The 20064-nt window shown below is 71.4% G+C and carries 16 protein-coding genes; 8 read left to right on the top strand and 8 right to left on the bottom strand.

The window, feature by feature from the left end; translation table 11 throughout:
• Positions 1–34: 34 nt before the first annotated feature.
• Together BMZ92_RS21895 and BMZ92_RS21890 are read left to right on the top strand one after the other, a co-directional pair.
• Positions 35–1609, top strand: a complete 1575-nt coding sequence (locus BMZ92_RS21895) for a GMC oxidoreductase (RefSeq protein WP_091510697.1) — start codon at positions 35–37, stop codon at positions 1607–1609.
• Positions 1602–2996, top strand: coding sequence for an aspartate ammonia-lyase (locus tag BMZ92_RS21890; protein WP_091510696.1), 1395 nt, complete (start codon positions 1602–1604; stop codon positions 2994–2996). The genes BMZ92_RS21895 and BMZ92_RS21890 overlap by 8 nt, the downstream gene beginning before the upstream one ends.
• Positions 2997–3350: 354 nt before the next feature.
• On the opposite strand, the gene BMZ92_RS21885 is transcribed toward BMZ92_RS21890, so the two are convergent.
• The 4 genes from BMZ92_RS21885 to hisD form a co-directional block, all read right to left on the bottom strand.
• Positions 3351–5138, bottom strand: coding sequence for a thiamine pyrophosphate-binding protein (locus BMZ92_RS21885; protein WP_091510695.1), 1788 nt, complete (start codon positions 5136–5138; stop codon positions 3351–3353).
• A 40-nt stretch (positions 5139–5178) separates the two neighbouring features.
• Entirely contained in the window at positions 5179–5847 is a 669-nt protein-coding gene (locus BMZ92_RS21880; RefSeq protein ID WP_091510694.1) for a ThuA domain-containing protein, read from the bottom strand.
• Positions 5844–7379 carry an APC family permease gene (locus BMZ92_RS21875; protein WP_218153521.1) on the bottom strand — a complete coding sequence of 512 codons (1536 nt, stop codon included), beginning with the start codon at positions 7377–7379 and terminating at the stop codon, positions 5844–5846. Before BMZ92_RS21875 ends, BMZ92_RS21880 begins: the two co-directional genes overlap by 4 nt.
• 109 nt (positions 7380–7488) lie before the next feature.
• On the bottom strand, positions 7489–8802 hold the full coding sequence (gene hisD, locus BMZ92_RS21870; RefSeq protein WP_091510690.1) for a histidinol dehydrogenase: 1314 nt from the start codon (positions 8800–8802) through the stop codon (positions 7489–7491).
• Positions 8803–8889: 87 nt separating this feature from the next.
• Here hisD and BMZ92_RS21865 point away from each other — a divergent pair, with 87 nt between their 5' ends.
• Entirely contained in the window at positions 8890–10488 is a 1599-nt protein-coding gene (locus BMZ92_RS21865; protein ID WP_091510689.1) for a PucR family transcriptional regulator, read from the top strand.
• A 313-nt stretch (positions 10489–10801) separates the two neighbouring features.
• A complete protein-coding gene (locus BMZ92_RS21860) occupies positions 10802–11227 on the top strand; it encodes a chorismate mutase family protein (RefSeq protein ID WP_245783190.1) in 426 nt (141 codons plus the stop codon).
• A 21-nt stretch (positions 11228–11248) separates the two neighbouring features.
• On the opposite strand, the gene BMZ92_RS21855 is transcribed toward BMZ92_RS21860, so the two are convergent.
• Positions 11249–12364 carry a sensor histidine kinase gene (locus BMZ92_RS21855; protein WP_218153520.1) on the bottom strand — a complete coding sequence of 372 codons (1116 nt, stop codon included), beginning with the start codon at positions 12362–12364 and terminating at the stop codon, positions 11249–11251.
• On the bottom strand, positions 12364–13023 hold the full coding sequence (locus BMZ92_RS21850; protein WP_091510821.1) for a response regulator transcription factor: 660 nt from the start codon (positions 13021–13023) through the stop codon (positions 12364–12366). Before BMZ92_RS21850 ends, BMZ92_RS21855 begins: the two co-directional genes overlap by 1 nt.
• A 98-nt stretch (positions 13024–13121) precedes the next feature.
• Between BMZ92_RS21850 and BMZ92_RS37490 the strand changes: the two genes are divergently transcribed.
• From BMZ92_RS37490 to BMZ92_RS21835, 4 genes are read left to right on the top strand one after another with little or no spacing between them, the layout of a single operon-like run.
• Positions 13122–13559: a hypothetical protein gene (locus BMZ92_RS37490; protein ID WP_177228815.1), complete on the top strand. Its 438-nt coding sequence runs from the start codon at positions 13122–13124 to the stop codon at positions 13557–13559.
• A complete protein-coding gene (locus BMZ92_RS21845; RefSeq protein WP_177228814.1) occupies positions 13556–14620 on the top strand; it encodes a peptidoglycan-binding domain-containing protein in 1065 nt (354 codons plus the stop codon). The genes BMZ92_RS37490 and BMZ92_RS21845 overlap by 4 nt, the downstream gene beginning before the upstream one ends.
• A complete protein-coding gene (locus BMZ92_RS21840) occupies positions 14617–15303 on the top strand; it encodes an ABC transporter ATP-binding protein (protein ID WP_091510685.1) in 687 nt (228 codons plus the stop codon). Before BMZ92_RS21845 ends, BMZ92_RS21840 begins: the two co-directional genes overlap by 4 nt.
• Positions 15300–16496 carry an ABC transporter permease gene (locus tag BMZ92_RS21835; RefSeq protein WP_091510684.1) on the top strand — a complete coding sequence of 399 codons (1197 nt, stop codon included), beginning with the start codon at positions 15300–15302 and terminating at the stop codon, positions 16494–16496. The genes BMZ92_RS21840 and BMZ92_RS21835 overlap by 4 nt, the downstream gene beginning before the upstream one ends.
• A gap of 109 nt (positions 16497–16605) precedes the next feature.
• On the opposite strand, the gene BMZ92_RS21830 is transcribed toward BMZ92_RS21835, so the two are convergent.
• The gene (locus BMZ92_RS21830) at positions 16606–18723 is read right to left on the bottom strand and encodes an AfsR/SARP family transcriptional regulator (RefSeq protein WP_091510682.1); all 2118 of its coding nucleotides are present in this window, start codon (positions 18721–18723) and stop codon (positions 16606–16608) included.
• Positions 18724–18795: 72 nt separating this feature from the next.
• Positions 18796–20064 carry a hypothetical protein gene (locus tag BMZ92_RS21825; protein ID WP_143249914.1) on the bottom strand — a complete coding sequence of 423 codons (1269 nt, stop codon included), beginning with the start codon at positions 20062–20064 and terminating at the stop codon, positions 18796–18798.

Here is a 20064-nt window from a genome sequence, read left to right as displayed (position 1 = left end):
TACACATGCCACTTTCACAACATCCTCGAAGGAGATGACTGAGCAGATGCGGGACTACCTGCCCGAGGACGTCGACCCCGGTTCGCTGGTGACCGTGGACGGCGAGCTCGACACCGACGTGCTGATCATCGGTTCCGGCATGGGCGGTTCGGCGCTGGCCTGGGCGTTGCGGAACTCGGGTGCGCGGGTCCTCGTGGTCGAGCGCGGCGGTTTCCTGCCGCGTGAGCCGGAGAACTCCCGGCCGGAGGAGATGCACCTCAAGGGCCGCTACAAGAACGCCGGCTCGTGGTACGACGGCTCCACCGGGCGCCCGTTCGCGCCGGGGACGTACTACTGGGTCGGCGGCAACACCCGGTTCTACGGCGCGATGCTCCCCCGGTTCCGGCGGAGCGACTTCATGGAGGTGCCGCACGCGGAAGGCGTGTCGCAGGCCTGGCCGTTCACCTACGACGACCTCGAGCCGTACTACGGTGAGATGGAGCGGGTGCTGCAGGTGCACGGGCAGGTCGGCGAGGACCCGACGGAACCGCCGCACTCGACGCCGTACCCGCACCCGGCCCTGCCCCACGAGCCGGTGATCGAACGCTTCTCGGAATCCCTGCGGCGACAAGGGATGCACCCCTTCCACACGCCGAACGCCATGAACGTCACCACGCTCGCCGACCGGGCCGCGGTGACCGCGGCGGACGGGTGTCCCGACAACACGGGCATGAAGTCCGACGCGGAGAACCGGCTGCTGATCCCCGCCCTGAACGCGGGCGTGCAACTCCTGACGCACGCACGCGCGACCAGGCTGATCACGTCGGCGGACGGCACGAAGGTCGTCGCCGCGGAGGTCGAGCACGAGGGGCGCACCATCCGGATCAACGCCCACCGGTTCGCGCTCGCGGCCGGTTCCGTCAACTCCGCCGCGCTACTGCTGAAGTCGTCCTCGGACCAGCACCCCGAGGGTCTCGGCAATTCGTCGGGGTTGCTCGGCCGGAACTACATGGTGCACAACAGCACGTTCTTCGTCGGGGTGAACCCGCTGCGCACCAACCGGACGAAGTGGCAGAAGACGTTGGGGCTCAACGACTTCTACGAGGCCGGCAACGGGGTCCCCTATCCGCTGGGAAACCTGCAGATGCTCGGAAAGCTGCAAGCCCCGATGCTGAAACCAGCCCGCCCGTGGGCGCCGATGTGGGCGTTGAAGTTCATGTCGGCCCGCAGCATCGACATCTACCTCACCAGCGAAGACCTGCCCTCGCGGGACAACCGGGTGCGCGTCGATGGCGACCGGATCATCATCGACTGGCAGCCGAACAACCTGCGTGCGCACCACGAACTCGTGTCGCGGGTGACGAAGCTCGTGCGCCGGTCCGGGTACCCGCTGACTTTCACGCAGCGCATGGGGATCGAGACGAACTCGCACATGTGCGGCACCGCAGTGGCGGGCACCGATCCGGCGCACAGCGTCCTGGATCCCCAGTGCCGCAGCCACGACGTCGGCAACCTGTGGCTCGCCGACTCGTCGTTCTTCCCGTCGTCCGCGGCGCTGAACCCGGCGCTGACGATCGGGGCCAACGCGTTGCGCATCGCCCCGTCCATTGTGGATGGTCTCGATGGCTGACCACCGGGTCGAGCACGACATGCTGGGTGACGTAAGAGTGCCCGCCGACGCGTACTACGGCGTGCACACCGTGCGGGCGCTGACCAACTTCCCCCTCAGCGGGGAGACGTTGCGCGCCCGCCCGCACTTGATCACCGCGCTCGCCACGGTGAAGCAGGCGGCCGCGGGGGCCAACGGTGAGGTCGGCGCGCTCGACCGCACGCGCACGGAGGCGATCGCCGTCGCGTGCGCGGAAATCCGGCACGGGGCGCTGCACGACCAGTTCGTCGTCGACCTCATCCAGGGTGGTGCCGGGACGTCGACGAACATGAACGCGAACGAGGTCATCGCGAACCGTGCGCTGGAGTTGCTGGGCCACCGGCGCGGCGAGTACTCGGTCCTGCACCCGCTCGATCACGTCAACCTGGGGCAGAGCACGAACGACGTCTACCCGACAGCGGTGAAGCTGGCCCTGGACAGCCATGTCGGCGAGTTGCTCGGCGCGCTCGGCGGCCTGCGTGCGGCGTTCGCGGCCAAGGCGGGCGAGTTCGCCGACGTGCTGAAGATGGGCCGCACGCAGCTGCAGGACGCCGTGCCGATGACGCTCGGCCAGGAGTTCGGGGCGTTCGCGGCCACGATCGGAGAGGACGAGCAGCGGCTCGCGGAGGCGAGGCTGCTGCTGCACGAGCTGAACCTGGGCGGCACGGCGATCGGCACCGGTCTCAACGCCCGCCCGGGATACCGCGCGGCGGCGCTGGCGCACCTGCGCTCCCTCACCGGCATCCCGACGCTGGTGTCCTCACCGGACCTCATCGAGGCCACCCAGGACGTCGGCGTGTTCGTGCAGCTGTCCGGGGTGCTCAAGCGGGTGGCGGTCAAACTGTCCAAGATCTGCAACGATCTGCGGCTGCTGTCCTCCGGGCCGCAGGCGGGTCTGGGCGAGATCGGGCTCCCGGCGCGGCAGGCGGGGTCGTCGATCATGCCCGGCAAGGTCAACCCCGTGATCCCCGAGGCGGTCAACCAGATCGCGTTCGAGGTCATCGGCAACGACCTGACAGTGACCCTCGCGGCCGAAGGCGGGCAGCTGCAGCTCAACGCGTTCGAACCGATCATCGCCCGCGCGCTCACGGCGAGTCTGGACCACCTGACGGCGGGGGCGCGGGTGCTGGCGGACCGCTGCGTGCGGGGTATCACCGCGAACAGCGACCGGCTGCGGGAGATCGTGGCGTCCTCGACGGGTCTGGTCACGGCGCTCGGCCCCGCGCTGGGCTACGAGACGGCGAGCGCCATCGCGCTCGAAGCGCACCACACCGGCAGGCCGCCACTCGACCTCGTCCGCGAACGCGCCCTGCTCACGGAGGAGGAGGTGCTGGCGCTCACGACACCGGAGGCCCTCACGGGCCGGTGAAGGAGTGCAGCCGAACCGCTCCCCGGAAGCCGCGCTGGGAACCCCAGCTCCGGCCCTCCGGGGAGCGGTTCGGTGTATCCGGAAGGCGCCTGGTCCGTGCGGGGAGGCGGGTGAGCTGTGGGCGTTGAGGGACCAGCTTGACGCCCCAGCCCAAGTTCGGAGCTGCGAAGCTGCTGGTGCTCACAACCCCGGACCACTCACCGAACGGTGAAGCGCGAAGGGGCGGGAACCCGATCCGGGTTCCCGCCCCTTCGTGTGTGTTTCCCCGCGCGGGAACAAAACTCCCCGGCATCGAGAAGGCGATCCCACACCCGTGGAGGCTACGGCTGTGGGATCGCCTCGATCAGTGTCCCGTCAGAGGTGTTGTTCCGTGGCCCTCGTCTGGCGGTACTCGTCCTGCCGTTCGTCGGTCACGTAGGCGGGCACGGGGAAATCCCACCAGCCCGGGACCCACGGGCCGGCCGCGTCGCGGTCGGTGGGGACCTCCACGAGTGCGGGGCCGCCGGACTGGACGGCCTTGTTCAGCACCGGTTCGAGCGAATCGGCGTCGGTGACCTTCCACGACTCGATGCCGAAGGACCGCCCGAGCGCCGCGAAGTCCGGGCTGTATGGCGTGCCGTCGGGGTGCGAGAACTCGGTGCCGATGTGCCGCGACGTCTGCTTGCGCTGCCCGCCCCGGATCGACATGTACCCCGCGTTGTTCTGCACCACGAACACCACCGGCGCGCCCGTCGTCACGCTCAGCGCGATCTCCTGCGCCGTCATCAGGAAGTCCCCGTCGCCGAGGACGCACACCACGGTCCGGTCCGGCCTGCCCAGCTTCGCCCCCACCGCCGCCGGAACCGCCCAGCCCATGCTGGAGAACCCGCCGGACGTCAGGTGCGTGCGCGGCTCGTACACCGGGAACGTCTGCTTCACCGCGCCCTGCGTGTTGCCCGAGCCGACGACCACGATCGCGTCCCCAGGGAGCACCGAGCGCAGCGCGCCCAGCGGACGCTGCGAGGTGAACGGGAAACGGTCGCTGTCACGCCGGATGGCGAGCTTCTCCTCCCAGTCCCTCTTGAGCCCGGCGAGTTCTGCCAGGTACTCGGACCGGTCCGGGGACGCGGAAGGCAGCGAGTCGACGATCGCGGCGACCGTGCGCTGCGCGTCGGCCACGATGCCCACCTCGGCGGGGTAGTTCTTGCCGATCTCGTGGGGATCGATGTCGATGTGGATCAGCTTCGCGGGCGGGATGGAGAAGCTCACGCCCTTGGCGTAGCTGGACGCCGACCAGTCCGTGAACCGGCAGCCGATCGCGACGACGACGTCCGCCGCACTGGCCACCGCGTTGCCCACCAGCGTCCCGGTCTGGCCGACGCTGCCCGCGAACAGCTCGTGGTCCTCCGGGAACGCGCTCTTGCCGTTCCACGTCGTCACCACCGGGATGCGCCACCGCTCGGCAAGCGCCCGCACGTCGTCCGCGGCGTCCGAGGTGATGGCGCCACCACCCACGACGATCACCGGACGGCGTGCCTCACGCAGCACCGACACCGCGCTGTCCACGGCCTCGGGGTCCGGGTGCTGCTTCCCGACCGGGATCCGGCGCCGCAGGTCGTGCAGGTCGACCTCGGCGGCCTCGGCCTGCACGTCCATCGGCACTTCGAGGTGGACGGGGCCGGGCCTGCCGGTGAGCATCGAGTTGAAGCACCGGTGCAGCACGAACGGCAGCTCCTCGACCCGGGTGACCACCCAGTGCCGCTTGCTCACCGCCTCGGCCACCTTGGGGAAGTCGTTGGCGGTGTAGCGCTCCAGCTCCTGCAGCAGGCCGTGGCCCCGCATGTGGGTCGGCGGGCCGCCGGTGATGACCAGCACGCTGGTCGAGTCGGTGAAGGCGGTGCCCATCCCGATGACGGTGTTGCTGGCGCCGGCGCCGATCGAGGTCACGGCCGCCATCGGGCGCCCGGTGGCGCGGTAGAAACCGTCCGCCAGGTGCACGGCGCTCTGCTCGTGGAACGTCTGCACGAACGGGATCTTCGACTCCTCGTCGAGGAAGGCGTCGGTCAGCGACCAGATCCCGTGGCCGGGGATGCCGGCCACGTAGTCGACGCCGTAGTTGCGCAGCGTCTGCGCGACGATCTGACCTCCGGTGAGGACAGGCATGGGGTTGCTCCCAACTCGCTCTGGTGTTCGGTGTTCCTCGTCATGCGCCCTTGCGGGCCGCCCAGGCGAAGCCCTGGGCGCACAGCCGCGTCACGGCGGGGTTCTGGAGGTCGTCCAGGTCGTGCCCGACCGCGCTGTAGAACACGCGGCCGCTCCCCCACGTGCGCGTCCACGCCTGCGGCATGGTGCGGCCCGCCAGCCACGGCAGGTGCTCGCCGTCGAAGGTGGTCTCGGCCAGCACGGTGTTGTTGGGGTCGACCGACATGTAGTACTGCTCCGAGGCCACCCGGAAGTCCAGCACCCCGCGCGTGATCTCGTGTTGCTTGTCCACAATGGACACCTGGTAGGGGTGCTTGACCCCTTCCCCGGCGGGGTGTTCCAGGAAGCTCCCGCCGAGGAGCAGGTGGTACCTGATGCTCAGCCGGAAGGCCGCGGCGGCGCCGTGCCACGCGGCGATCCCGGTGCCCGCCTCGACCGCCGACAGGAGGCTGTGCTCCTGTGCCGCGGACAGTCCTTCCGCGAGGAGGGCGTTGTTCCAGTTGAGCGCGATCAGGTCGTAGCCGGTGAGGTCCGCGTCGAGCGCGAAGATGTCGTTGGTCTCCTCCACGTCGAAGCCCAGCTCGGCGAACAATGGCTTGGCCCACTTTTCGGCGATCTCGTAGGGCTTGTGCCCCGGCCAGCCGCCGTAGAGGTACAGCACACGGGTCATGGTTGCTTCCTTTCTGCCGTGACCGCCATCCTCGCCGCCCGGGCGCGAAGCCGCTCCGCGATTTCGATGGCGTCCCCCTCCGGGGCCGTCGACTTCCGTTCCGGCTTGGCCACCAGCAGGTACACCAGCCCCACCGCGGACACGACGAGGAAGCCGATCAACGCGATCCACCGGTCGACGAACGGCGTGTCGGCGTCCCCTGTCGGCGCTGCCAGCAGGATCATCGCGAGCACCCCGTAGACCAGCGCGGCGACGTTGATCGCCAGTCCCGACCGGCCCAGGGTCCACGCGCCCGCGGGCCGCCAGCCCTTCAGCCGCATCCGCAGCGCGGCGAGGACGACCAGCTGGAACGCCGCGTACCCGGCGAGGACCTGGAAGGCCGCGATCCGCACGAGCGAGTCCGGGGAGAAGTAGACGAACACGAAGATCAGCAGCGGCGCCACGTTCACGGCGAGCAGGGCGTTCCTCGGCGCGCGGTGCTTGCGAGTCACGCGCGAGAACAGCCGCGAGCCGGGGAACATGTCGTCGCGGGCGAAGGAGAACACGATCCGGCTGGCCGCGGCCTGCTGGCTCATCACCCCGGCGATGAACGACGTGATGGCGACCGCCAGGACGATCTTGGTGCCGACCGTGCCGAGCGAGGCCTGCAGGATCGCGGGGATCGGGTTGGCGTCCTGCCCCGCGATGATCGACTGGAGGTCGGGTGCGGCGAGCGCGTACCCGGCGAAGGCGAACAACGCCGCGAGCCCGCCGACGACCACCGTCAGCTGCATGGCCTTCGGGATGCTGCGGGCGGGGTTGGGCACCTCTTCGGCGACCTCGCCACACGCCTCGAACCCGTAGTACAGGAACAGGCCGACGAGCGACGCGCCGAGGAACGCGCCGAGGTAGCCGCCTCCGTCACCGGTGCCGATGCCCTCGAAGAAGATCGACACGGAGTTGTGCCGCTGGAAGATCAGCAGGTACAGGCCGACGAGGATGATCCCGATCAGCTCCGCGGCCAGCCCGATCTTGGAGATCAGCGCGAGCGTGCGCGTGCCGAAGCTGTTGCAGACGAGGCAGACCAGGGTCACGGCGACGGCGATGACGAGCCGCTGGCCCGGTGAGGACGAGATCCCCGGCTCCTCCGCCGTGCCGCCGAACAGGCTCGCCACGAAGTCCGAACTGAACAACGCGGTGCTGGTGATGCCGATGGTGATGCAGCAGATGTAGGTCCACGCGGTGAACCAGGCGTAGCGCCCGTTCCACAACCGCCTCGACCACTGGTAGAGCCCGCCCGCGAGCGGGAACTGCGAAACCACCTCGCCGAAGACGAGCGCGACCAGCAGCTGCCCGAGCCCGATGACCACGATCCAGAAGATCGACGGGCCGCCCGCCGCGGACAGCCCCACGGCGAACAGCGACACCACCCCGACGAGCGGGGACAGGTACACGAAGCCGAGCGCGAAATTCCCCCACAGGCTGACTTTCCGGTCGAAGCGTTGCTCGTAGCCGAGTGCGGCGAGCAGCTCCGCGTCCTCTCGGGACGACACCGGTCCTTGCGGTGAGGCGGAAGCACTCCCCTTCACCGCTCTTGCTGCGTTCTCCGTAGCTGACATGACGACCTCCGTTGGCCGGGGGGTTGGTGGGTGGGATCAGGACTCAGGAGTGGCTGAAGTGGTCGGTCCACTCCAGCCGTGCGCCGCCGTACCGCGCGACGCGGATGTCGCCGGAGCGCGCGTGTCCTTCGAAGTTCTCCAGGCGGGACGCCCGGCCGCAGATCTCCCCCAGCTCGGCGCTCGACGCGGCGTCCCGGATCTCCTGGTAGGTCACCGTTTTCAGGTACTTACCCACCCAGAGCCCGCCGGTGTAGCGCGCGGCGCCCAGCGTGGGGAGCACGTGGTTGGTGCCGATCACCTTGTCGCCGTACGCGACACACGTCTTGTCACCGAGGAAAAGCGCGCCGTAGTTGCGCATCCGGTGCAGCGCGACGCGCGGCTCGGCGGTGAGGACCTGCACGTGCTCGCTGGCGTACTCGTCGGCCAGCGCGTACGCCGCGTCGAGGTCCGGCACCACGATCACCTCGCCGTGGTCGCGCCACGCGACTCCGGCGACCTCCTTGGTGGGCAGGCCGGGCAGCAGCTCCTCGATGCGCTGGATCGTCCGCGCGGCCAGGGTTTCCGACGTCGTGATCAGCACGGCGGGTGAGTCGGGACCGTGCTCGGCCTGCGACAGCAGGTCGGTCGCGACCACGAACGGGTCCGCCGTCTCGTCCGCGATGACCAGCACCTCGGTCGGCCCGGCGAACAGGTCGATCCCGACCTCGCCGAACAGCTGCCGCTTGGCCTCGGCCACGTAGGCGTTGCCGGGCCCGGCGAGCATGTCGACCGGCGCGATGGTCTCGGTGCCGAGCGCGAGCGCCGCGACGGCCTGCACCCCGCCCATCACGTAGATCTCGTCCGCGCCGGCGAGGTGCATGGCCGCGACGCTCACCGGCGGCGGCGCGCCGCGGTCCGGCGGGGTCGTCGCCGCGACGCGGTCCACACCGGCGACCTTCGCGGTCACGACCGTCATGTGCGCCGACGCCGTCAGCGGGTACCGTCCACCCGGGACGTACGCCGCCGTCGCGCCAATCGGGATGTTCCGCTGTCCCAAGTAGACGCCGGGCAGCGTCTCGACCTCGAAGTCGGCGAGCGAATCCCGTTGCGCCTGCGCGAACCCGCGCACCTGCCGCTGCACGAACCGCAGGTCGTCGAGCACGGTTTCGGGGACCGACGCCACGACCTCGGCGATCTCGGCGGGCCCGAGCCGGTAGGAGTCCGGGCTCCACGAATCGAACTTCTCCGACCAGCGGCGGACGGCGGCGTCGCCGTTCTGCCGCACGTCGGCGATGATCTCGGCGACGCGATCGGCGATCTCCGGCGGGGTGCTCCGCCCGGTCGCCGCCGCGATCGGTTGCTTCACAACGGTGTTCATTCACGCAGTCTCAGCGAACCGGCACTGCCGACGACAGGCACAACCTGTGTAATATCCGAACCGTTCGTTGCACACAGTGGAGATCCGATGCCCGAAGCGCTGACCGTACGCACCGCGCTGGATCTCGAGGTCTTCCACCGGACCACGGTCCACGTCTACGCCGGGGAAAACCAGCTGGAGCGCCCCGTGCGGTGGGTGCACACCGGCGAGATCCCCGACATCCACCGGTTCCTCTCCGGCGGGGAGATGCTGCTGACCGCCGGTCTCGGCATGGGGGACACGGCGGCGCCGCAGCGCGCCTACATCCGGCGGCTCGCGGAGGCCGGGGCGGCGGTACTGGTCGTCGAACTCGCCGGGCGCATGTTCGAGTCGATGCCGGAGGCCGTCATCGACGAGGCCCGCGCGCTGGGCCTGCCGCTCGTCGGGCTCGCCGACGAGATCCCGTTCGCCGTGGCCTCGGCGCAGGTGCACGAGGTCCTCGTGGAGCAGCGGGTGCGGCAGCTGATCACCGAGGAGGCCACGGGACAGGCCTTCATGGACCTCCTGCTCGCGGACGAGGACTACGTCGGCATGGTCGGGGAACTCGCGAAGCGGACCGGTTGTCCCGTCGTGCTCGAAGACATCGCGCACCGGATGCTCGCCTACGGGGGCGCCACCCCGGAGGGGGATGAAACGGTGGCGCGGTGGGACGTCCATTCCCGGGCGATCCACGAGAGCCACCAGAACCTGCTGACCGGCGCGCGCCGCACGCCCGTGTCGTTCAGCGACGTCGCCGCGTGCGCGCGCCGCCCGGTCGTGCTGCGGGGCGAGTCCTGGGGGTGGCTGCACCTGCTGCACGGCGGTGTGCAGCCCAGCACGTCGGATCTGCGCGCGCTCGAGCGGGCGGCGGCGGCCATCGCGATCACGCTGCTCAGCGAGCGCGAGAGCGGGGCGCGCTCGGCCCAGCGGCAGGCCACGCTGCTCAACCGCCTGCTGCTGGGCGACATCACGGGCGAGAAGTTCGTCGGCCGCAGCCTCGCGCTCGGCCAGGACCTGCGTGACCGGCAGCTCCTGGTCGTGGTCACCGGGCGCACGGCGGGCGAGCGCCCGTTCGGGGACCAGGACCTCGCCCGCGTGCTGCACGACGCGGGCTGGCCCGCTGTCGTCGGCGACATCGGCGACTACGACATGGCTGTCGTCGGGCTGCGCGCGGCGGACGAGGAACAGGCGGTGCTGGACCTGCTGGCCGGTGAGGGGGTGCGGGGCGGGGCGAGCCGCGTCGTCACCCCGGCCGGGCTCCCGCTGGCTCTCCGCCAGAGCCGCAACGCCGCCTCGGTCGCGCTGGCCTCGGCCGAGCAGGGCATGCGGCGCTTCGACGACCTCGGCGCGCTGCGGTTGCTCGTCGCCCTGTCCGAGGGACCGGAGCTCACCCGCTACGTCGAGGACGAGCTCGGAGTGCTCCTCAAACACGACGCGGTCAGCAGCAACCCGCTGCTGCCGACGCTGCGCGCCTACCTGGACTGCAACGGCAACAAGGCCCGCGCCGCGGACAAGCTGTTCATCCAGCGGCGCACCCTCTACCACCGGCTGCAGAGGATCGAGGAGATCCTGGGGCTCGACCTGTCCGAACCGGACACCCACCAGCGGCTCCAACTGGCGGTGCGGGGCCACGACCTCTTGCGGCGCCCCAGCCCCCGGCTGGCCTGAACCTTTCCCCAGGCGCAAGGCTTCCTTTCCGCCGGAGCCGTTGTGCGGCCGGGGGTGGATTCCCTAGGTTGCCTGGCGTGCCTCGACGGCCGGAGCGGTATCGAGGCATCCATTTTCCTTGGCACCTCAGGTAAAGGCAGGTCCTCGTTCGTGAACGTCTCTCGCTCCTCCGTGCTGCGAGCCGGGCTTTCCTCACTCATGGTCTGCGGCGTCGTCGTCGCCGGGGGTACCCGCGGCGGCGGCGACCCAGGCGAATGAGGGGCTGGCCCCGCTGGTCGGGCTGGCCGCCGAGCGGATCCTGCTCGCCGACAAGGTGGCCGCGGCCAAGTTCGGCACGAGCACGCCGATCGACGACCCGGCGCGGGAGCGGCAGGTGCTCGACCAGGCGGCGTCGCTCGCGGGCGCGGCGGGCCTCGACGTGCCGGACACCGTCGAGTTTTTCCGCGCCCAGATCGAGATGAACAAGGTGGCGCAACGGTGGCTGTACGAGAAGTGGACCCAGCACCCGGAGCTGGCGCCGACGGCGCGGCCCGACCTCGCCACCGAGGTGCGCCCGCAGCTCGACCGGATCACGGGCGCGTTCATCGACCACCTCGGCGCCACGGCGGACCTCCGCCGCCCGACCCCGCGCTGCACGATCGCACTCGTCGTGGCCGAGGCGAAAACCGACCTCCGCTACGACCTCGACCGGCTCCACCAACGCGCCCTGCACGGAGCGGTCGGCGCCCTCTGCGGCTGATCCACAATGGAGTGACGGCCGTCACGGTGCGACGGGTGTGCTTTCGGGCAGCGTCACGTGCACGGTGAGGCCGCCGCCGGGGCGCGCTTCCGCACTGACCGAGCCGCCGTGTGCCTGGACGATCGACCGCACGATGGACAGCCCCAGCCCGGACCCGCCGTCCGTGCTGCCGCGGCCCGATCCCCGGCGGAACGGCTCGAACAGCTCGGGCACCTGGCCCTCCGCCACTTGCCTGCCGGAGTTCAGCACGCACAGCCCGTCTCCCTCACCGGTGCGCACGCACAGTTCGCCGCCGGGTTCGTTGTACCGCACGGCGTTGCCGACCAGGTTGTCCACCAGCTGCCCGACCAGCACCGGATCACCCGACACCCAGCACTCCCCCAACTCCCCGGTCACACGCAGGCCGCCAGCGGCAATGTCGTCGGCGTGCTGGGCCAGCACCTCGCGCGCGACCTCGTGCAGCGGGACCGGCTCCCGGTGCTCCAGCCCGCGGTCGCTGCGGGCCAGCAGCAGCAGGCCGTCGATCAGCAGTTCACTGCGCCGGTTGGCGGCCAGCAACCGCGCCACGATCTCCGGATCGGCGTCGGGCAGGCCGATCTGCACCGCGGCGCGCTGGATCGCCAGCGGGGTCCGCAGCTCGTGGGAGGCGTTGGCGACGAACCGCCGCTGGCTGTCGAACGCCGCCTCCAGCCGGTCCAGCATCTCGTCGAACGTCTCCGCCAGCTCGGTCAGCTCGTCCCGGGGCCCGGCCAGCGCGATGCGCTCGTGCAGGTTGTCCGAGGACAGCCTGCGGGCGGTGGCGCTGATCCGGTGCAGCGGGCGCAGCACGCGGCCGGACACCCACCAGCCGACCGCGGCGGCGATCACGGCGAGCGTCAGCAGCGAGATCCCGGAGACGAGCAGCAGCTTCGCCAGCACCGTGTTCGACGAGACGACGGCCACCGCCTGCGCCGCGGGCTGCGCCGGCTGTGCCGCGGGGAGCCTCTCGGCGGCCGCGGGGAGCTTCTGCGCGACGGTCACCTGGAGCTGGTTGACCAGGTTGGCCCGCAGCAACAGGTAGATGGCCAGCACGAGCAGCAACCCGCCGGCGATCACCATCAGGCTGTAGAGCAGCGTCAGCCTGGTGCGGACGGTCATCACGGCGCGATCCGGTAGCCGGCACCGGGGACCGTCTCGATCAGCGGCGGCTCACCGAGCTTGCCGCGCAGCTTGGACATCGCGACCCGGACCGCGTTGGTGAACGGGTCGGCGAACTCGTCCCACGCCTGCGTCAGCAGCTGCTCGCTGCTCACCACCGCGCCGCGCGCCCGCAGCAGCACCTCCAGCACCGCGAACTCCTTCGGCGTCAGGCGGATCCCCCGGCGGCCCCTGGTCACCGTGCGAGTGGCCGGATCCAGCACGAGGTCGGCGGCCTTGAGCACCGGCGGCAACGCCGCCTGCGTCCGCCTGCCCAGCGCGCGGACCCGCGCCAGCAGCTCCGGGTACTCGAACGGTTTGGTCAGGTAGTCGTCCGCACCCAGCTCCAGCCCGTCCACCCGTTCGTCCAGCGTGGCCGACGCGGTGAGCATCAGCACCCTGGTGCGCGCGCCGGTGCCGGCCAGCTCCCGGCACAGCACGTCGCCGTGCACGCCGGGCAGGTCCCGGTCCAGCACCACCACGTCGTAGTCGTGGACCGCCAGCCGCTCCTGCGCGGCGAGCCCGTCGTAGCAGACGTCCACCGCCATCGTGGCGGCACGCAGGCCGCGTGCGACGAGATCGGCGAGCGCCCGCTCGTCCTCGGCCACCAGTACGCGCATCCCCACCTCCCCGGCACTGTCTAGTGTGCCCGCTGTTTCCAGAACCTTTCCGGTCTCGGCAACGTTCCGGAAACGGCCGTCCCACTAGGAATCACGGCATGAAATCACTTCTCAGGTCGGTACCCGTCGCGCTCGTGCTGTTCGGGATCGCGGCGTGCGGCGGACAGCAGGACCCGGACCCCGGCCAGGTGCCCACCGACCCGCACCAGAAGATGCTGGCCTTCGCCAAGTGCATGCGGGAAAACGGGGTCGACATGCCCGACCCCGAGCCGAACGGGGACGGGACGTCCATGCCCGGTATCCGCGCCGGCGACGCGGGCAAGGCCGAAAAGGCGATGGCGGCGTGCCGGCAGTACGCACCGCCGAACATCGCCAACCCCGACGACCCGGCGGCGCAGGCCGAGGATGCGGCGTTCGCCAAGTGCATGCGCGAGCACGGCATCGACATGCCCGACCCGGGTACCGGCGGCGGCGCGGTTGCGCTCGACGGCCCCGCCGACAAGCTGCGGGACGCGCTGAAGGCGTGCCGCAAGTGAACCGGAAGACCTGGCTGATCGGCGGCGGCGCCGTGCTCGCGGTGTCCGTCGCCTGCCTGGGCACCGCGTTCGTCGTCGCGACGCCCCCGGCGGACGACCCCGGCGCCGGGCAGTCCGCACCGACCGCGACCGCACAGGTCAAGCGGCAGAAACTCGTGGTGTCCGACCGCCAGTCCGGCACGCTCGGCTACGCGGGTGAATACCACGTCACCGGGAACAGGCCGGGTGTGCTGACCGGGCTGCCCCCGGTCGGGCAGGTCATCACGCAGGGCAAGGCGGTGTTCCACCTCGACGGCAGGCCCGTGCCGCTCTGGCACGGGGACACGCCGTTCTGGCGGCCGCTCGAACCCGGGGTGGAGGCCGGTGTCGACGTGCGGGAACTGGAGCAGAACCTGAAGGACCTCGGCTACTTCCGCGGTGCGGTGGACCGGAAGTTCACCGACGCCACGGCCGCGGCGATCAAAAACTGGCAGAAGGCGCTCGGCCTGGAGGAGACCGGGAAGGTCGAACCCGGCAGCGTCGTCGTGCTCCCCACCGACATCCGGGTCACCGCGGTGACCGGCGTCCCGGGGGCCGCGGCACAGGGCAAGATCCTCGACGCCTCCGGTACCGGGCGTGTGGTGACGGTGAAAATGCCGGTGAGCAAGCAGTCCGAGGCGGTCGCCGGGTCCGAAGTGGACATCACGTTGCTGGACGGCACGCACACCCCCGGCACGATCACCTCGGTCGGCACGGTGGCCAGGGAGCCGGATCCCAACGGCGGCAACCCGGCCTCGGGCCACGAGCCGACGGTGGACGTGCAGGTCACGCCGAAGAACCCGGACGCGGTCGGCAAGCTCGACGGCGCCCCCGTCACCGTGGCGTTCACCAGCGAGCAGAAGGACAACGTGCTGACCGTCCCGGTGGGCGCGCTGCTCGCCACGCCCGAGGGCGGCTACGCCGTGGAAACCGTCGACGGCCGTCTCCTGCCGGTGGAACTCGGGCTGTTCGCGAACAGCCTGGTCGAGGTCAGCGGGGCCGGTATCCACGAGGGGATGGCGGTGAAGGCGGTGGGGTCGTGACCACACCCGTGATCGAGCTGACCGATGTCTCCCGCGACTACGGCGAAGTGCGGGCGCTGCGGGAGGTGACCTTGAGCATCCACGCCGGGGAACTGCTCGCCGTGGTCGGGCCCTCGGGGTCCGGCAAGTCCACTCTGCTGCAACTGATGGGCACGCTGGACCGGCCGTCGACCGGGACCGTCCGCGTGCACGGGCACGACGTGCTGGCGCTGCCGGACCGGTGGCTGTCGGCGGTGCGGGCACGCTGGATCGGCTTCGTCTTCCAGCAGTTCTTCCTCACGCCGTACCTCAGCGCTGTGGAGAACGTCGCGAACGGCCTGTTCTACCACGGCCTCCGCCGTTCGGTCCGGCTCCGGCTGGCCGAGCAGTCGCTGCGCCAGGTCGGTCTCGGGCACCGCGTGTCCCACCGCCCCCAGGAGTTGTCCGGCGGCGAGCGGCAGCGGGTCGCCATCGCCAGGGCGCTGGTCGCGCGGCCGTCGATCCTGCTGGCGGACGAGCCGACGGGCGCGCTGGACTCCCGGTCGGGCGAGGAGGTGATGGCGCTGCTGCGGGAACTCAACGGCGACGGCACCACCATCGCCGTGATCACCCACGACCGCGCCCTGGCGGCGGACATGCCGCGCCAGGTTCAGCTGTTCGACGGCCGGATCAGCCAGGACACCGCGGCGGTGGTGGTGCGATGAGCGCGCTGCCTGCGCCCGCCAGGCTCGGGCTGTCCGACCTCGTGCGCGCCGGGTTCACCGGGGTGATCGGCCGGCCCGCGCGAGCCGTGCTGTCCGCGCTGGGCATCGGCATCGGCGTCGCCGCGATGGTCGCCGTCCTGGGGATCACCACGGCAAGCCAGGCCCGGCTGTCCGCGCAGCTGGCGTCACTGGGCACCAACCTGCTGCGCGCGGCACCCGGCGACACCCTGTTCGGCGAGGCCGCGCAGCTGCCGGCCAACGCCATCGAGATGGTCAGGCGCATCAAACCGGTCACCGCGGCCAGCGGTACCGGTGCGGTGAAGAAACGCTACGTGTACCGCAGCGATTGGGTCGACCCGCGCGACACCAGCGGCATTGCCGTGCTGGCCGCCAAGCTGGACCTGCTGCCCACGGTGAGCGGGCGGCTCGCGGCAGGCCAGTGGCTCAACGGGGCCAGCCAGCGGTACCCGGCGGTCGTGCTGGGCTCGACCGCCGCCCGGCTGCTCGGGATCGACCAGCCGGGGCGTCAGGTCTACCTCGGCGGCAAGTGGTTCACGGTGGTCGGCGTCCTGGCGCCGGTGACGCTGGCTCCGGAGCTGGACATCGGCGCGCTGATCGGCTGGGACGCGGCCGTCTCCGAGCTCGGTTTCGACGGCCGTCCGACCACCGTCTACGAGCGGTCGGACGACCAGGCGGTCGCCGAGGTGCAGCAGGTGCTGGCGGCGAGCATCAACCCCGAGCACCCCGAGGAGGTGGCGGTCAGCCGCCCGTCCGACGCCCTGCAGGCCCAGCTGGCCGCCAAGACGGCGTTCCTCTCGCTGTTCCTCGGGCTGGGGGCGGTGGCGCTGCTGGTCGGCGGCGTGGGCGTGGCCAACACGATGGTGATCTCCGTGCTGGAGCGGCGGTCCGAGATCGGGCTGCGACGGGCGCTGGGCGCCAGCCGCGGCCAGGTGCGCACGCAGTTCCTCACCGAGGCGGTACTGCTGTCCGGGCTGGGCGGGCTGTTCGGTGTCTTGCTGGGCTTGGGGGTGAGCATCGGCTACTCGGTGACGAGCGGCTGGCCGGTCGTGCTGCCCGCGACGGCGATCGCGGCGGGCGTCGGGGCGTCGGTGGTCATCGGTACCGTCGCGGGGTGGTTCCCGGCGGCCAGGGCGGCGCGGATGCCGCCCAACACGGTCCTGCAGGCGGGCTGACCGGGGCGACGTTTGAGTCGCGAAACGACCGTCCACAATGGCCTCGGACCGGCTCATCGAGGTCGCTGTCCTCGGTGCGGGATCCTGCCCGCTGACGGCGGCGAAGCCGTCAGCGGGCCAAGGACATCCCCATCAGCCACGCGTCCCGGTGCGCGGCCGACAGTTCGGTGTCCGCCATCGCCGCGTCCCCGGGCGCGTCCCGCAACGTCAGCGCCTCCGCGTGGCGCGCCCGCGAGACCGTCACCGCCGGCCAGTGCCCCAGCGCCAGGTTGTGCCGCACCGCCGTCCGCAGGTGCCACACCGCGCGATCCAGCTCGCCCGCCGCGAGCGAGGCCACACCGAGCGCGTAGTGCGCCGAGCCGAAGCAGGCGACCGCGAGGCTCGCCATGATCGGCAGGTCCGCGTAGGGGCTGAGCAGTGCGTACACCTCCGCGGCCGCCGCGGCGTCGCCGAGCCGGAAGGCCGTCTCCGCCACCCCGTTCATCGCCACCAGCCACGTGCTCGACCGCGGCACGCCCGCCACGTCGCGGCCGGTCAGCCGCGCCAGGGAGCTCGCCGCCTTCCGGCGGTCGCCCGCGACCGCCGCCGCGACGGCCCGTGCCGCGAAGTAGGAGTTGTCGATCGTGCTCAGGCTCGAGGAGTGCACCAGTTCGTCCAGCATCGGCAGCAGCTCCCCCAGCCGCCCCTGGAACCACCGGATCGCCACGAGGTGCGCGCCGTACCAGCCCATCGCGTCCGCGTCGCCCGCCGCGTCACCGAGCTCGGCGCACGCCTGCGCCTGCTTCTCCGCCTCCTCGAACCGCCCGGACCGGATCGTCAGCATCACCCGCATCGCCGCCGCCGCGAACCCCACGGCGAGGTTGTCCCGCTCGGCCAGCGCTTCCTCCAGCTCTACCAGCCGCCGTTCGGCGTGCGGGTCGGCGGCCAGGAACAGGTCGACCGTGTGCCACAGCAACCCCATCAGCCGGTCGGCCCGCCGCCCCGTGCGCAGGCTCTCCCCGATCAGCTCCCACGCGAGCGACTGCCGCAGCCGCCCGTGTTCCGGGCCGAGCAGGCAGTGGTGCGCGATGCTCAGCGCCTCCGCGTGCGCGACCGGATCGCCCGCGACACGGGTTTCCTCCAACAGCGCCAGGATTTCCGCGTGCCCGCCCGAGCGGTAGTCCGCCTCCCCGGCCTGGCGCACCCGCAGCCGCAACGCGAGCGAGTCGTCGTCGGCGACGACGGAAAGCGCATGGTGCAGCCGTTCCCGCATCTGGTGCACGCCGGTCGCCGTGCGGTGCTCGTGCACCCACAGGCCGGACAGGCCCAGTGCCGCGCGCGCCAGCACGTTCGCGTCACCCGCCCGTTCCGCGCGCTCGTACGCGATCTCGAAGTGCCGCCTGCTCGTGCGCAGGTCCCCGTCGTCCAGCAGCGCCCGCGTCCCCGCCGGCAGCGGCCCGCTTTCGTCGGCCGAGGCCAGCAACGCGGTGTCGTGGGCGAGGATCTGCCGTTGGATCCCGGTCAGCAGCGGGGACGGTTCGACCCCCGCCTCCTCCAGCAGCAGCTGCCGCGCGCGGCGGAACGTCCGCAGCGCGTCCGCCTGCCTGCCCGCGCGGTAAAGCGCTTTCATGAGCTGTGCCCAGAACCGTTCGTGGTCCGGGTGCGCGGCGGTAAGCGCTTCCAGCTCACCGACCAGTTCCCGGCCGAGACCCCGCTCGAGGTCGGCGTCGATCCGGTCCTCGAGCGCGTTGTCCCGCAGCTCGGTCAGGCGGTGCGCCTCGGTCCGCAGCGACGGGGTCTCGTCGAACCCGTCGTACGCGGCGCCTCGCCACAACGCCAGCGCCGCGGCAAGCTGCTCGGCTGCCTCCCCTGGCCGCCCGGCGCCGAGCGCCGCGCGTCCCGCCGCCGCGAGCCGTTCGAACCGGCCCGCGTCGAGGAGGTCGGGGTCGAGCAGCAGGGCGTAGCCGGGTGCCCGGGTGACGATCACCGCGGCCCCCGCGGCGGGCTGCAACGACTTCCGCAGCCGCGACACGTACGTCCGCACGGTCCGGTCGGCGTCGTGCGGCGCGTGCGGGCCCCACAGCTCGTCGACGAGCGTGCCCACCCCCACGGCCCGCCCGCCGGCCGCGAGCAGCAGGGCCAGCAGCACCCGCAGCTGCGGGCCGCCCAGTGCGAGCACGTGCTCGCCTGCCACGACCTCCAGCGCGCCCAGCACGCGGAAGTCGGCGGTCCGCGGGATACCGCTCATCCTGTCCCCCGGGTTCGGCCGGACCCTTCCGGGAAAAGAGCCTGGAACCCGGGGGACAGATACGAGCCGGGCTCACTCCGGCGGATAGCGGTGGTCGGCGAGGTCGGCGAGCGGCAGCCTGACCAGCTGGCGGCGGCGTTGCGGGGTGAGCCGCCGGTACGCGGGGAGCATGTCCGCCTCGATCCAGCGCCACCGGTCGGCGAACACCGTGATGTCCCCGTCCGGCAGGACTTCGGCGAACGGTTTCCCGCCGGGGACGGGCGAGCGCGCCGTGGCCGACATCTGCGCCGGGATCCGGTCGAAGTCCTGGATGTCCCGCACCGCCTTGAAGAACGGCCCCAGCACGATCTCCTGTTCGTGGTGCGCGATCCCCGCCGTGCCCCGCCAGATCCGGTCCTCGTCGCCCGAGGCCATGTCGCGCCACGCCTCGATCGGCACGTCCGCCCCCGCCGCGCGCTGCGCCTCCAGCTCCGGCAGCCCCGCGGTGACGTACGCCTGCATCTGCCACGCGAGGTCCCAGAAGACCGCCTTCTGCCCTTCGAGGACGAGCACCTGCAGCTCACCCGCGTACGCCGCGGCGACGCTGGGCAGCACCGCGAACCCCTTGTCCACGCTGAGCACCGGCGGCGACTTCGCGAAGTCGATGAGCGCCTGCGAGGTCCGCAACGCGTACAGGATCTCGCCGCCGGCCAGCTTCGCGAGCCCCGCCCACCGCATGTTCTTGTCCTCTTGCAGGTAGATCTTCGCGTAGAACGCGTACACCTTGTCGCAGACCGAGCGGAGCTTTTCGAACCCGTCGACCGGTTTCCAGGTGTTCGGGTCGATACCGGCCTCGGTGAGCGCGCGGTGCCGCCAGTCCGCCGGCGACAGCCTCGGCTGCCCCTGGAACGGCGGGCTCGGCGGCTTCTGGGGGATCGCTGCTGGCGGCGCCCCTGCCGCCGCCAGCAGCGGGCGCACGAACTTCGTGCGCAGCTCCACCCAGTCCCCGGCCAGCTTCGTCTCCCCCGGCCGGATGTCCCGCCCGTGCAGCTCCGGGTGGCGGAAGTGGAAGACCAGGTCGGTCAGCCAGTTCTCGTCCCGTTTGCCGCCCGCCACGAGCAGCTGCACCGCGAGCGGCACGTTGCCCTTCCGCAGCGCCTCGTTGACCTGCGTGGGCAGCTTCCGCAGCGTGTCCGCCCAGTTCTCCAGCTCGTTGTCCACGGAGAACCCCCCGGGGGCGGCGAACGGGCTGAGCAGCTCGCGGTCGTCCTCCCGGGATTCCGGCTCGTAGGCCGTGGTGTCACCGTTCGCCAGCAGCTCCGGCAGTGTCCACGCCCGCTGGTCCTGGCGCTGGGACCGCAC

Source organism: Amycolatopsis sacchari, from assembly GCF_900114035.1.
GTDB lineage: Bacteria > Actinomycetota > Actinomycetes > Mycobacteriales > Pseudonocardiaceae > Amycolatopsis_E > Amycolatopsis_E sacchari.
The sequence above is the reverse complement of the archived record's forward strand: the minus strand, read 5'-3'. Positions and strand labels throughout refer to the sequence as shown.